At 74.2% G+C, this 13,200-nt stretch carries 13 protein-coding genes and 1 pseudogene; 9 read left to right on the top strand and 5 right to left on the bottom strand.

What is annotated here, in order from left to right; all coding sequences use genetic code 11:
* Positions 1–34: 34 nt before the first annotated feature.
* Complete coding sequence (locus D7I43_RS01595) at positions 35–1,135, top strand: DNA glycosylase AlkZ-like family protein (RefSeq protein ID WP_120326702.1); 1,101 nt, start codon at positions 35–37, stop codon at positions 1,133–1,135.
* 68 nt (positions 1,136–1,203) lie between these two features.
* A pseudogene (locus D7I43_RS01590) lies at positions 1,204–2,220 on the top strand (winged helix DNA-binding domain-containing protein); the annotation flags it as partial.
* 84 nt (positions 2,221–2,304) lie between these two features.
* Here the strand turns inward: D7I43_RS01590 and D7I43_RS01585 are convergent.
* Complete coding sequence (locus D7I43_RS01585) at positions 2,305–3,486, bottom strand: Cmx/CmrA family chloramphenicol efflux MFS transporter (RefSeq protein WP_120326523.1); 1,182 nt, start codon at positions 3,484–3,486, stop codon at positions 2,305–2,307.
* Between the two features lie 515 nt (positions 3,487–4,001).
* Here D7I43_RS01585 and rox point away from each other — a divergent pair.
* Positions 4,002–5,426 (top strand): rifampin monooxygenase, encoded by a 1,425-nt coding sequence (gene rox, locus D7I43_RS01580; RefSeq protein WP_120326522.1) that lies wholly within the window; start codon positions 4,002–4,004, stop codon positions 5,424–5,426.
* 167 nt (positions 5,427–5,593) lie between these two features.
* A complete protein-coding gene (locus D7I43_RS01575; protein WP_240032742.1) occupies positions 5,594–5,971 on the top strand; it encodes a DUF1622 domain-containing protein in 378 nt (125 codons plus the stop codon).
* A 39-nt stretch (positions 5,972–6,010) separates the two neighbouring features.
* On the opposite strand, the gene D7I43_RS01570 is transcribed toward D7I43_RS01575, so the two are convergent.
* Positions 6,011–6,727, bottom strand: a complete 717-nt coding sequence (locus D7I43_RS01570) for an OBAP family protein (RefSeq protein WP_120326521.1) — start codon at positions 6,725–6,727, stop codon at positions 6,011–6,013.
* Positions 6,728–6,847: 120 nt separating this feature from the next.
* The gene (locus D7I43_RS32645) at positions 6,848–7,009 is read right to left on the bottom strand and encodes a hypothetical protein (protein ID WP_158610058.1); all 162 of its coding nucleotides are present in this window, start codon (positions 7,007–7,009) and stop codon (positions 6,848–6,850) included.
* 55 nt (positions 7,010–7,064) lie between these two features.
* Here D7I43_RS32645 and D7I43_RS01565 point away from each other — a divergent pair, with 55 nt between their 5' ends.
* From D7I43_RS01565 to D7I43_RS01550, 4 genes are all read left to right on the top strand, one after another.
* On the top strand, positions 7,065–7,874 hold the full coding sequence (locus tag D7I43_RS01565; protein ID WP_120326520.1) for a hypothetical protein: 810 nt from the start codon (positions 7,065–7,067) through the stop codon (positions 7,872–7,874).
* Between the two features lie 137 nt (positions 7,875–8,011).
* Complete coding sequence (locus D7I43_RS01560; RefSeq protein ID WP_120326519.1) at positions 8,012–9,133, top strand: sensor histidine kinase; 1,122 nt, start codon at positions 8,012–8,014, stop codon at positions 9,131–9,133.
* Positions 9,130–9,786 carry a response regulator transcription factor gene (locus tag D7I43_RS01555; protein ID WP_120326518.1) on the top strand — a complete coding sequence of 219 codons (657 nt, stop codon included), beginning with the start codon at positions 9,130–9,132 and terminating at the stop codon, positions 9,784–9,786. The genes D7I43_RS01560 and D7I43_RS01555 overlap by 4 nt, the downstream gene beginning before the upstream one ends.
* Before the next feature lie 57 nt (positions 9,787–9,843).
* A complete protein-coding gene (locus D7I43_RS01550; protein ID WP_192902039.1) occupies positions 9,844–10,455 on the top strand; it encodes a hypothetical protein in 612 nt (203 codons plus the stop codon).
* An 88-nt stretch (positions 10,456–10,543) separates the two neighbouring features.
* Here D7I43_RS01550 and D7I43_RS01545 read toward each other — a convergent pair whose 3' ends face one another.
* Both D7I43_RS01545 and D7I43_RS01540 read right to left on the bottom strand, forming a co-directional pair.
* Positions 10,544–10,921, bottom strand: a complete 378-nt coding sequence (locus D7I43_RS01545; protein WP_120326700.1) for a VOC family protein — start codon at positions 10,919–10,921, stop codon at positions 10,544–10,546.
* 8 nt (positions 10,922–10,929) lie between these two features.
* The gene (locus D7I43_RS01540; RefSeq protein ID WP_120326517.1) at positions 10,930–11,757 is read right to left on the bottom strand and encodes a helix-turn-helix domain-containing protein; all 828 of its coding nucleotides are present in this window, start codon (positions 11,755–11,757) and stop codon (positions 10,930–10,932) included.
* Between the two features lie 196 nt (positions 11,758–11,953).
* Here D7I43_RS01540 and D7I43_RS01535 point away from each other — a divergent pair, with 196 nt between their 5' ends.
* Complete coding sequence (locus tag D7I43_RS01535) at positions 11,954–13,075, top strand: effector-associated domain 2-containing protein (protein ID WP_120326516.1); 1,122 nt, start codon at positions 11,954–11,956, stop codon at positions 13,073–13,075.
* Positions 13,076–13,200: the final 125 nt, after the last annotated feature.

Here is a 13,200-nt window from a genome sequence, read left to right as displayed (position 1 = left end):
GACGTGGCGACCTGGCGGACTAGTGTGGGACGGCGTGGCCCCTCACCGACTGACGAAGGACGAGGCCCGCCGAATCGCGATCCACGCGCAGTTGCTCGACGCGCCGCGCCCGACGGATCTCGTCGAGGTCGTCGAACGCCTGACGCTCCTGCAGATCGACCCCACGGCGGCCATCGCACCGAGCGCCGACCTCGTCCTGTGGAGCCGGCTCGGCTCGGCCTACGATCCCGCCGACCTGACCAGGGCCATCGAGACGGACCGTACGCTCGTCGAGACCGTGGCCTACATCCGGTCGCCCCGCGACCTGCCCGCCGTGATCGCCGAGGCCCGCGACGCCCCGACGTACCCGGCCATGGAGGCGTGGCTGCGGGACAACGAGCCGTTCCGCCGCGACATCCTGGCCCTGGTGCGGGAGAAGGGCCCGCTGCTGTCCCGCGACATCCCCGACACGAGTGTCGTGCCCTGGCCGTCGTCCGGCTGGAACAACAACCGGAACGTCACCAGGATGCTCGAGTCGCTGGCGCTGCGCGGACACCTCGCGATCTCCGGCCGCCGGGGGCGACAGCGCTACTTCGACCTCCCCGAGCGGGTCTACCCCGCCGAGCTGCCCGTCCTCGACGGTGAGGCGGCGGTCCGCCTGCGCAACGAGCGCCGGCTCGCCGCGCTGGGCATCGCCCGGTCCGCCGGCCCGCAGATCCCCGGTGAGTCGCCGTACGTGGGTGACGCCGGTGAGGAGGCCGTCGTCGAGGGCACGCCGGGCACCTGGCGGGTGCATCCGGCGTACGTCGGGCTGCCGTTCGAGGGGCGTACCGCGCTGCTGTCGCCGTTCGACCGGCTGGTCCACGACCGGGTCCGCGCCGAGCAGCTGTTCGGCTTCGAGTACGTCCTGGAGATGTACAAGCCCCGGGAGCAGCGCCGGTGGGGCTACTTCGCCCTGCCCGTGCTGCACGGCGACCGGCTCGTCGGCAAGCTCGACGCGACCGTCGACCGCAGGGCCGGCACCCTGGTCGTCAACGCCGTCCACGAGGACGTGCCCTTCACCGACGCCGTGTCCGCCGCGGTCCACAGCGAGATCGAGGACCTGGCGGCGTGGCTCGGCGTCACCGTCACCCACGCCGCGCCACCGGCGCGGTGAGCGCTGCCGCACGCCTTCCTGTCGGAGCCGCTGCGTAGGCTTCGGGCGTGGTCGACCAGCGCCAGGTGATGAACTTCCGGGTCCGGGCCCAGCAGCTCGACCGGGCCGAGGGCACGCTCGACGGCACCGCCGTGCTCGACATCGGGGTGCAGGACACCGGCCCGGACGGCGGCCGGTGGGCGCTGGCCGTCCGTGGGGTCGACGTGTCGGCGCCGTCCTCCGACGACCTGGTCATGCTCTGGACCGTGCGCGGCGCCCCCCACCTCTACCGACGCGCCGACGTGGGGCGGGTGGCGGCGGCGGTCGAGCCGTTCTCCGACGCCGACGCGGGCAAGCGCATCTACGACGCCGCGAGGCCGCTCAGGGTGGCCGGCATCGGCAACCTGGCCGCCCTCGACGAGGTGGCCGCCCGGATGCGGGACATCGTCACCGCGCCGATGATCAAGGGGGACGTCTCCGGTCGGCTGGCCGCGGTGATGCCCGAGCCGTATCTGCGGTTCTGCCGGCCGTGCGACGCCACCCACCTCTACGAGATGCCGTTCCGGCTGGCCGCCGTGCGGGCCGGGCTGGAACTGCGGCTCGACACGTCGCCGCCGGTCCTGGAACGCATCGCCGGCTTCCGCAGGGCCGCCGCGCCGGGCGACAGGTTCGACCTCGTCCGCGCGTACCTCCGGCTGCTCGGCCCGGCCACGCCCAGACACGTGGCCGACTACCTCGACGCACCGGTGAAGGACGTGAAGGCACGCTGGCCCGACGACGTGGTCGAGGTGACCGTCGACGGTGAAGCGCGGTCGCTCCTGGCCGCCGACGCGGAGGCGCTGGAGTCGGCCGACGTGCGGGCGACGCGCCTGCTCGGCCCGTTCGACCTGTTCCTCCAGGCGAAGGACCGCGCGACGCTGGTGCCGGACGCGGCCCGCGCGAAGGAGCTGTGGCCGGTGCTGGGCCGTCCGGGTGCCGTGCTGGTCGACGGCGAGGTGGTCGGCACGTGGCGCCCGCGCAGGTCCGGCAGGACGTTGACGGTCGCCGTCCAGCCGTGGCGCACGTTGTCGGCCGCCACGCGCGCCGCCGTCACCGAGCAGGCCGAACGCCTCGCCGCGTACCGCGCGGTCGCCCTCGGCGGGATCGAGTTCGCCGCCTGTCGGCCGCCGCCGTACCGGCCGAGGGTCCGCTCACCGCGTCGCCCGACCGGCTCGGGGTGCGACGATCCGCAGGAACGGCAGGGCCACGAGCAGTGCGACCGCGACGAGGACGCCGCTGACCCACACCGGGCCGAGGTCACCCGCGCCGGCACCGAGGGCCGCCGCGGCGACGACGGGGCCGCCGGCAGCACCGATGTTGAGCGCCGCCGTCGCGTACGACCCACCCATGGTGGGGGCGCCCGCCGCCTCGTAGAGCACCCTGGTGATCAGGGTGCCGCCCAGCGCGAAGGAGAGCGTGCCCTGCACGAACACGAGGAGCAGGAGCGCCGCCGACTGCGCGGCCAGGGTCGCCATCGCGACCCAGCCGAGCAGCAGCAGCGGGCCACCGACCGCGATCACGATGCGGGGACGCCGGTCGGCCAGCCGCCCCGCGACGGTGACGCCGACGAAGGACCCGACCCCGAACAGCACCAGCACGACGGGGACCCACAGGTCGCCCAGGCCGGCGGTGCCGGTGACGACCGGCGCCAGGTAGGTGAACGTGGCGAAGGTGGCGGCGTTGACGAGGGCGCCGAGCAGCATGACCAGGACCAGCCGGGGCGCGGTGAGCTGGGCGATCTCGTCCCGCAGCGACGCGCCGGCCGGGGCGTTCCGAGGGGTCCGCCCGACCCGTGGCGGGATGCCCTTCACGACGCCGGCGGCAGCGGGCAGGCAGAGCAGTGCGATCGCCCAGAAGGTGGCCCGCCAGCCGAGTAGCGCGCCGAGCACCGCGCCGCCGGGAACTCCGGCGACGGTGGCCACCGTCGTGCCCGAGAGCAGCACCGCGAGGGCGCGCCCCTTCCGATCGGTGGCCGCGAGTGCGGCGGCCGTGGTCAGTGCCACCGCCAGGAAGCCGGCGTTGGCCAGGGCGGCGAGCACGCGGGTGCCGAGCAGGACCGCGAAACTCGTCGTGAGGGCGCCCACGACGTGGGCCGCGGCGAAGACCAGCACGAAGCTCAACAGGCTGGCCCGCGCGGGCCAGCGGCGCGCGAGCACCGCCATCAGCGGCGCGCCGACGACCATGCCTACGGCGAACGCCGAGGTCAGGAGGCCGGCGGCCCCGACCGGAACGTCGAGGCTCGCGGCGATGGCCGGCACCAGGCCGGCGAGCATGAACTCCGAGGTGCCCATGGCGAAGACCGCCACGGCGAGCAGGTAGAGGGGGAGAGGCATCACGAGCTCCGAGGTGAGCGAGAGGGAGAAGGAGTCGTCTCGTCACCGCGGTCAGCGCCCCGAGGGCGCGCGCCGGTGTCCCGTGCCGCGAGGGCTGTGGGGCAGCGGGGTCGGAACTCAGGGGTTCAGGGGGCTGACGGCGTGACCGAAAGCCCCCACCGTGGACGCCTCAGGGCTCGACATGGCGCAGACACTACTCAGCACCACCGCTCGTCCCGCAACCGGGTTTCGGGGGCTGGGCCGTCGACGCGACATCAGGGCGGGGCCGGCGACGACCGTCGCCGGACACACGAAAGGCAGCGGACACACGAAAGGCAGGAAGAGCATGTCCTCCTGCCACTCTCAACGTATATCGCAGCGGGGGCCTTGCCGCAAGACCCGGGTCGTACCCCAGAATCTCTCGCCGAAGCCGGAGCCTGTGGACATCAGGAATTCGCGACGGACACGTCCCGCGGATGCTCCGCCGTACGGGCGGGGCGGCTGGCCGATCGTATTCCGAGGCACGTGGGGGACTCATGTTCGACGTGATCGTCGTCGGTGGTGGACCGACCGGCATGATGCTGGCCAGCGAGTTGCGCCTGCACGGCGTACGGGTGGTCGTGCTGGAGAAGGAGGCGGAGCCGACCCGGCAGGTTCGCGCGCTCGGCCTGCACGTGCGCAGCATCGAGGTGATGGACCAGCGGGGCCTGTTGGAGCGCTTCCTCGCGCAGGGCCGGACGTACCCGGTCGGCGGGCTGTTCGCCGGCCTGACGGCGCCGCCGCCCGACCTGGACAGTGCGCACGCGTACATCCTCGGCATCCCGCAGACCACCATCGATCACCTGCTGGCCGAGCGTGCCACCGAGGTCGGCGCCGAGATCCGGCGGCGCTGCGAGGTGGTCGGGCTGGATCAGGACGACGACGGGGTGACCGCCGAGCTGGCCGACGGCACGCGGTTGCGCGCCCGCTACCTGGTGGGCTGCGACGGCGGTCGCAGCACGGTGCGCAAGCTGCTCGGCGTCGGCTTTCCCGGCGAGGCCGCCACGGTCGAGACGTTGCTGGGCCACATGGAGGTGGGCGTGCCGCCGGAGACGGTGGCGGAGGTGGTCGCCGAGGTCCGCAGGACGCACACCCGGTTCGGGCTGTCGCCCTTCGCCGACGGGGTGTACCGGGTCGTCGTGCCCGCCGGCGGGCTGTCCGAGGACCGCTCGGTCCCACCGACCCTCGACGAGTTCAGGCGGCAGTTGCGGGCGTATGCCGGCACCGACTTCGGCGTGCACTCACCACGCTTCCTGTCCCGCTTCGGCGACGCCACCCGGCTGGCCGAGCGCTACCGGGTCGGCCGGGTGCTGCTGGCCGGCGACGCGGCGCACATCCACCCCCCGACCGGTGGGCAGGGTCTCAACCTCGGCATCCAGGACGCGTTCAACCTCGGCTGGAAGCTGGCCGCCGAGGTCGCCGGCTGGGCGCCGGACGGGCTGCTGGACAGCTACGACGCCGAACGGCGCCCGGTGGCCGCCGACGTGCTCGACAACACCCGCGCGCAGATGCAGCTCATGTCCACCGAGCCGGGGCCCCGGGCGGTACGCCGGCTGCTGTCGGACCTCGTGGCCTTCCCCGAGGTGAACCGGCACCTGATCGAGAAGATCACGGCGATCGCGGTCCGCTACGACGTCGGGGAGGGGCACGACCTGCTCGGCCGGCGGCTGCGGGACGTGCGGCTGGAGCGGGGGCGCCTGTACGAGCTGATGCGGGAGGGTCGAGGGCTGCTGCTCGACCGGACCGGCCGATTGTCGGTGACGGGCTGGGCGGACCGCGTGGACCACGTCGTCGACGGCGGTGAGGAACTTGACGTCCCCGCCGTGTTGCTGCGCCCGGACGGCCACGTGGCGTGGGTCGGTGACGACCAGCGGGGGCTGCTCCGCGAGCTGTCCCGGTGGTTCGGCGCCGCCGTCGGCTGACTCCCCGGCGGAAGCGAGCCGGGCGGGAAGCGGTTGACGGAGAGCCGGCGACGCCGGGAACCTTCGGCGTCGCCGGCCCGCATCACCTGACCGCCAGGTGCCGTTGGACCAGGTGACCGAGCGCCGCCGTCCCGCTCCGTCGTACGTCCCGCGGAGCGGGGAGAGAGGTGACCGTGTCCACGAAGGAGATCGTCCAGCACGTCGGCGCGTTGCTGGACCTCGCGGGCGTGCTCGTCATCGCGGGGGGCGTCGTGCTCGCGGCGGCCGCCTTCGTCTACCGCTCGCTGCGCACCCGCGACCCGGTCACCTACTATCCGCCGTTCCGCCAGGGTGTCGGCCGCGCGATCCTGCTGGGACTGGAGTTCCTGGTCGGCGGGGACATCATCCGTACGGTGGCCGTCTCGCCGACGTTCCACAGTGTCGGTGTGCTGGCGCTGATCGTGGTGGTCCGCACGTTCCTCAGCTTCTCGCTGGAGGTCGAGCTGGAGGGCCGCTGGCCCTGGCAGGCGAGGGCGAGGAGGGCCACGAGCGCCGGCGGCGGATGACCGGGGTCTCCGGGACCTTCTCGTCGGAACCCTGGTCCGTCACACGGCCTCGGCGCGGTCCACCACCCCGGGCAGTGGAGTGGCCTCCGGGAAGGCGCGGTCGAGGAGGGCGACGCCGTCCTGCGGGTGCGCCCGGTCGACCAGGCCGGAGCGGTCGGCGCGCCTCGCGGTGCGGTCGATGCCCATGGCCTCGTTGCGGTGCTGTTCGAGGGCGGGGTCGCACTGCCCGTCCCGGTTGAACGACCACATGAGCATCGGCTCACCGAGCGGCAGCGCGTCGCCGGGCCCGGTGTCGAGGCGGCCGGTGTGCCAGGTGTGCCAGGTCTTGCCGTAGCTGTTCATCAGCATCGCCATGAGTGCCCGTTCCGCCGGCTCCGGCAGGCCCGGCGCGACCAGGGACGCGCCGAGGATCTCGTAGTTGTGCGGGTGCCAGTAGCCGCGTTCCGCCTCGGGCAGCGTCCCGTACAGCCGTTCGGAGACGATGTACTCCACGCCGATGAGGTTCGCCTCGGCGGTGTTGCCGTCGAACAGCACGCACTGGAGGAAGTCGTCGTTGACCTGCCGGCAGTAGTGGTGTGCCTCCATCTGCATCGACGGGTCGTCCTTCGCCGGGTGGAAACCGACGACGTACGCGTCGAAGCCCTTCAGCGGCGTCGTCTCCTGCAGGGCCTTGGCGCCGAGGTCCAGACCGTGGTGCCAGAGGCTGGTCGACTCCCCGGGCGGCCGGACCGGGCTGTCGCGGCGCTGGCTTCCCACATCCGGCTCCCGTCCTGGCGTCTCGGCACGTCGTGCCCGACGCTACGCCCCGCGGCGATCCCACCGGCGGCCTTCGCCGGCCGGTCCGCCGGACGGAGGAGCGGCACCACCCGTGCCGGCTCACCGGTCGAGCAGCCGCGTGATCTCGGCGGCGGCGGGGTGATGCGGCGCCACGGTCAGGAAGCGGCGCAGGGTGACCGGCGCGTCGGCCGGACGGGTGCGGCGTTGCGCGAGGCCGAGCACGAGCAGCCCGTCGGGCGAGTCGGGGGAGCGGGTCAGCACGTCGCGGACCGTCCGCTCCGCGCCCGCGGCGTCGCCCGCCCAGCCCGACTGGTACGTGGCGTGGGGTGACGGCGCGCTGCGCCTCTTCCCGCCCTGGGAGCCCCGCATCGGCGACTACCTGGTGCCGGCCCCGTTCGTGCCCGGCGTGGTGGTCGGGGGCGTGACGTTCCTGGCCCTGTACGCCTGGCCGTTCCTGGAACGGCTGCGCACGCACGACCGCCGCCGCCACCACCTGCTGGACCGGCCGCGTGACCATCCCGTACGCATGGGCGTCGGCGTCGCCGCCCTCACCTTCTACGCCGTCCTCGTCGTGGCGGCCGGCGACGACATCATCGCGCGGCTGCTCCGGATCCCGGTCTACGACCTGCTCTCGGTCTTCCGCGTCCTCGTGCTGGTGCTCCCGCTGCTCACCGGGGCGCTGGCGTTCCTGCTCGCCCGGGCGCTGCGCCGCGGCGACGCCGCCCGGCTCGGCGACCTCACCCGCGCCGACCTCGCTGCCGCACGCGGTCGCGAGCCGCCACCGGCGGCAGAGGAACCGGAGCAGCCGGCCCGCGACCGTACGGGTGAGCGGATCGAGCTGTGGCCGGAGGGCGAGGTGTGGCGCTGGCGGTACCAGGATCCGGATGCCGGTGTCACGCTCGTGGGCAACCGGGCGGCGCTGACCGAGGAGGAGGCCGTCGCCGCCGCGCGGCTCGCCTACCCCGGCGTCGACCGGGTCGTCGTGCCGGGCCCGCCGCCGGCGGCGCCACCCGGACGGGTCCGCACCGCCCTGCGCCGTGGCACCGACCTGGTGATGGGTGTGTCGTTGCTGGTGGCGGCCCTGCGACAGCGGCGCGGCCGGCGCGGACCGGACGGACCGGCGTAGGAGTCGTCGGCGCGTACCCGCCCGACCGCACGAGGCGCCGACCCTGTGGCGGACGACGCGGGACGAGCCCGCGACCCCACCCCCGGCTACCGCATCGGTGGTACGCGGCCACCCGGCCGGGTACCTACTGTTGCCGTGTGCGGCGGTGGATGACGGACACCGGCATCGTGGTGGTCGCCGGTGCGGTGACGGTGTATCGGATCGCGGTGGCGGCGGTAGAGCCCGGCGACCGCGCGCCGGACGGGTGGGCGTACGCCCTCGGGCTGGCGATGGCGCTGGTCCTGCTGGCCCGACGGCGCTGGCCCGCCGCGGCCCTGGCCACGGCGGGTGCCCTGTTCCTGGCCTACCACGTGTCCCGGTATCCCGGTGGTGCCCCCGCCGCGCCGCTGTGGGTGGCGCTGTACTCGGTGGCGGTCGCCCCGCGCCGCCGGGCCGGCCTGCTGGTGGCCGCGATCTTCATCCTGCTGGACCTCCAGGGACGCATGCTGGTGGAGGGCGTGGGACCCCTGGACGCCACCCTGGACAGCTCGACGGTCGTCTTCGTGGCGGCGCTGCTGCTCGGCGAGGCGGTGCGGGGCCGGCGGATCCGGCTGGAGCTGCTGGCCGCCGAGCGGGACCGGGCGGCCGAGCGGCGGGTCACCGAGGAACGCATCCGGATCGCCCGGGAACTGCACGACGTCACGGCGCACACCCTGGCGGTGGTCGGAGTGCAGGCCGGGGTGGCGGCCGAGGTCCTCGAGGACGATCCGGTGCAGGCCCGCGCCGCGCTGGACGTGGTCCGGCAGGCCAGCCGGGAGGCGATGGCGGAACTGCGCGCCGCCGTCGGCGTCCTGCGGGACGGCCGTCGCGACCCGGATCCGGGCGGCCCCCACGACGAGCCGGGCGAGCTCAGCCCCGCGCCGCCGGCGCCCGCGCTCGACCGGCTTCCCGCGCTGGCGGCCGCGACCGGTGCCGTGCTCCGGTGCGACGGCGAGCGGCGCCCGCTGCCCCGGGCCGTGGAGGCGTCCGCGTACCGGATCGTGCAGGAGGCGGTGGCGAACGCGGTACGGCACGCCGACGCCGACCGGATCGAGGTGCGGCTCGGCTACCGCCCGGACGGGCTGACGCTGAGCGTCCGGGACAACGGGCGGGGCGCGCCGGGGCCGCCGGGCAACGGGCTGCGGGGCATGACGGAACGGGCCGTCGGGCTCGGTGGTTGGCTGCGCGCCGGGCCAGCCCACGGTGGCGGTTTCCACGTCGAGGGGTGGCTGCCGGGATGACCATCCGAGTCCTGCTCGCCGACGACCAGACCCTGGTCCGGGCCGGCTTCCGGGTGCTGCTCGAACGCGCGCCCGACATCGAGGTGGTCGCCGAGGCCGCCGACGGGGACGAGGCGATCGCGCTGACCCGCGCCCACCGGCCGGACGTCGTGCTGATGGACGTGCGGATGCCGGGCACCGACGGGCTGACCGCGACCCGGCGGATCCTCGCCGACGAGCGGCTGCCCGGGGTACGGGTCGTCGTGCTCACCACCTTCGAACTCGACGAGTCCGTCTACGCGGCGCTGCACGCCGGGGCGAGCGGCTTCCTGTTGAAGAACCTGGAACCGGACGAGCTGCGCAGGGCGGTCCGGGTGGTGGCGGCCGGCGACGCCCTGCTGGCGCCGGAGGTGACCCGCCGGCTGATCGCCGCGTACGCCCGAGGGCCCGAGGTGCCCGGTCTGCACACCCTGACGACCCGGGAACGCGAGGTGGTGGCGCTCGTCGCGGAGGGGCTCACCAACGGGGAGATCGGGGTACGGCTCGGCATGAGCACGGCGACCGCGAAGACCCACGCCAACCGGGCGATGACCAAGCTCGGGGCCCGGGACCGGGCGCAACTCGTGGTCTTCGCCTACCGCTCCGGGCTGGCGGGCGTACGACATCGGCGGTAGTCCGGGGCCGGCGCCGAGCGGATCCGGCGGGGGTCGCCCGTCCATACCGTCAGATCCATGTTTCTCATTCTTGGTCCCACACTGAACCTGCTCGCCACCCTCTTCTGGGAGTCCGAGTCACAGGGCGTGACCGCCGGCACGCTCGTCGGGCTCTCCTGCGCCTGCTGGCTCGTCGGCCTGATCGGCCTGTACGACCGGCTGCGCGCCGCGGCCCCCCGCTACGTGGCCGTGGCGCTGCCGGTGACGGTCTTCGCGACCGTCGGCGGGGTGGCGTTCGGCGTGCAGAGCATCCACGAGGGCGTCTTCGAGGTCTCACACGCCCACACCATCGAGCTGCTCAACCAGTACCCGTTCGCCACGACCCTGTTCTGGATCGCCGGGCCGCTCTTCCCGCTCACCCTGTTCGCGCTGGGTGTGGCGCTCTGCTGGACCCGCACCGCGCCGCTGCCGGTGGGCGTACTGCTCTGCCTGGGCGCGGTCGCGTTCCCGCTGAGCCGGATCACCCGCGAGGTGTCGATCGCGTTGGTCGCCGACGTGCTGCTGGTGCTGCCGTTCCTGTACCTCGGCGCCCGGGAGCTGGGCCTGTGGGGACGGTCGACGGGCTCGGCCCCGTCGCGGGACGGCGGCGTGCCGTCGGCGACGCCGGTCGGCGGCCGGGCGGACGGCTGAGGCCGCCCGCGCGTCGGTCCCGCCACGACGACCTGCCGTGGCGGGACCGTCACGTGCTGCCGTGGCGCGACCGACGTGTGTGCGGCGCCTAGCCGCGCTGCGCGATCATCCAGAGGTGGCCGAACGGGTCGGCGAGGCGGCCGCCGCGCTCGCCGTACGGCTGGTCGGCGATGGGGAAGACCACGGTGCCGCCGTGCTGCTCCATGCGCCGGCCGACCGCGTCCGCGTCGTCCACGTACAGGGCCATGACGACCGGGGTGCCGCCGAGTGTGGGCGGAGCGGGGTCGCCGTCGCCCTCGTCCTTGACGGCGAACCTTCCGCCGGCCACCTCCAACTCCGCGTGGACGATGCGCCCGGTGTTCTCGTCGGTGTACCGGTTCAGCTCCCTGGCACCGAACACCGTCGTGTAGAACGCGATCGCCCGATCGGCGCCGATCACCACGAGGCGTGGATACATGTCGCTCATGCCCACGATCATCGCGTCGGCGGGGAGTCGTCGACTTGTAGGAATGGGACATGGTTGGGTTCCTCGGCCGACCTCGGGGCGTACGCGGTGGGGCTCTGCGCCGCGAACGCGTGGAAGTCGTGGATCATGTGCGCCTGGTCGTGGTAGCCGCACTCGGCGGCCAGCCGGGCCCAGTCCCCCCTCGTGCGTGTCGACGCGGCGGCGGACAGCAGGCGCTGGAAGCGACGTACCCGGGCGAACACCTTGGGCGCCAGACCCACCTGGGCGCTGAACCGGCGCGTCAGCCTCTTGGGGGTCCACCCCAGCCGGTCCGCCGCCTCGGACACGGAGGCGCCCTGGTGCAGCGCGGCCACGGCCACGGCGAGTGCCCGGTCCGGGCGGGGCGGCTCGGTCGCCGCGAGCAGCGCGGACTCCACGACCTCCCGCATGGCGCCCGGCGTCCCGGCCGCCAACAGCCGCTCGCGCAGCGTGGCGCCCCGGTGCCCCCACAGGGCGTCGAGCGGCACCAGCCGGTCGCGCGTCGCCGCGAGGCCGGGGAAGAACGGCGCCGCGCCGCCCGGCCGGAAGCTGACCCACAGGACGGCCCGCTGGTGGGCGGTGTCCGTCACGGCGGAGCGGCTGTCCGGCCCCTGCAGGGCCGCGCCCGAGGTGCGCGTCGGGGCCAGGCCGTCGGGGGCCGAGGAGAGCACGTCCTCGTCGAGGTTGACGAGCAGCTGTGCGGTGCCGGTGGGTAGTACGCGCTCGCGGCGGTGCGGGAACGTCCCCTCGAGGTACCCCATCGAGGAGATGAAGGGCGCCAGCGCGGGTGAGCGCGGGCGGAGGCGAACCACGTCCATGCGATCCGACGCTACCCCTGGCGGCCCTGTGTCGGGGCCGTCTCGCCACGGGCGGAGGGTGGCGACGCCCTCTCCGAAGGCTACGATCGAGCCCGGCCGACGTCACGTGCGGGCGTCGACGATCGTGCCGACGCGGCGCCGCGCCGTCGGGCCACCGCAGTGCGCGACGCTCGCACCCGTGCCCGAGGATTGAGCCATGGGACCCGGTGACGACCCGCGCGACGTCCACGTGGTGGCCGTCGGCATCGACCGGTACGCGGCGGGCGACGAGTGGAGCCTGACCGGGCCGGTCGACGACGCCGTCCGGTTCGCCGCCTGGTTCGTGGCCCGTGGGGTACCACCCGACCAGGTGACCGTGCTGCTGGCGCCCGATCCCGGTCCGGACGCCCTTCCCCCGGGGGTCGACCGGCGTCCCGCCGACCGCGCGACCGTACGCCAGGTGCTCATGCGGGAGCTGCCGGGGCGGCCGGGATCCGTCCTCCACGTGGTCTGGGGCGGCCACGGCTACGTCGACACCGGGCGCCACCGGCGGCTCTACTACGCCGACGCCACCGCCACCGATTCCGGCGCGCTCGACCTCGACTCCATCCTCGCCACCTTCTCCACCGACGTCGTCCCGGGCTTCGACCGGCAGGTGTGGATCGTGGACGCGTGCCAACTGCACGAGCGCCCGCAGGGCCTGCGCGCGCCCGGCACCGAGACCTTCCCGGTCGGCGACCCGGTCCCCGGCCGCAGGCAGGACGTCCTGTTCGCCGCCGGGGTCGGTCAGGCCGCCGCCAACCTCCGGGTACGGCGCACCGGACTGTTCAGCCGGGAGGTGCTGCGACTCCTGGAGGACGGGGACGGGGGCCGGCTCGCGGATCCGGAACGGCTCGTCACCGCGCTGCGGGAGCGGTTCGACCAGCTGCGTGCCGACGGCCTCACCGCCCAGACGCCCACCTACCTGTGGTACCGCAACGCCCTCGGCGACGAGGGGTTCGTGCTCAGCCGCTCCGGGTCGGGCCGTCCCGCCGCGACCGCCTCGGCGTCCCCGTCACCGGCCGCGCTGGCCCCTCTCGTGGACGCGCTGCTCGACGTACCGGAGTTCCTGCGCCCGGACGACCGTGAGGAGATCCTGTCGCTGCTGCGCGGGCCGGTACGCGCGGCCATCCGCCGCAACAGCGCCGCACGGCTGGACGCCATCAGCGTCGTACGAACCTGTCTGCGGTATCCGGGCGCCCTGTCGGAACTCGTCGAGGCGGTCCGCTTCTTCGCCTCGGACGACGAGGCGGTGGCCCGCGTCGAGGACTGCGCCGCGCGACTGACGGCCCACACCTGATGCCCGGACCCACCCTCCACATGGCGTCCACTTCGGAGCAATCCGCCGAAACCGGTGTGTGGTAGCCATCGCTCGGCGCTTTCGCCACTCGGACGCATAAGTAATGATGGAGTTATCGACTGTCA

Source organism: Micromonospora globbae, from assembly GCF_003610785.1.
Taxonomy (GTDB): domain Bacteria; phylum Actinomycetota; class Actinomycetes; order Mycobacteriales; family Micromonosporaceae; genus Micromonospora; species Micromonospora globbae.
Note: the sequence above shows the minus strand (reverse complement) of the source record. Positions and strands in the feature narration are given on the sequence as shown.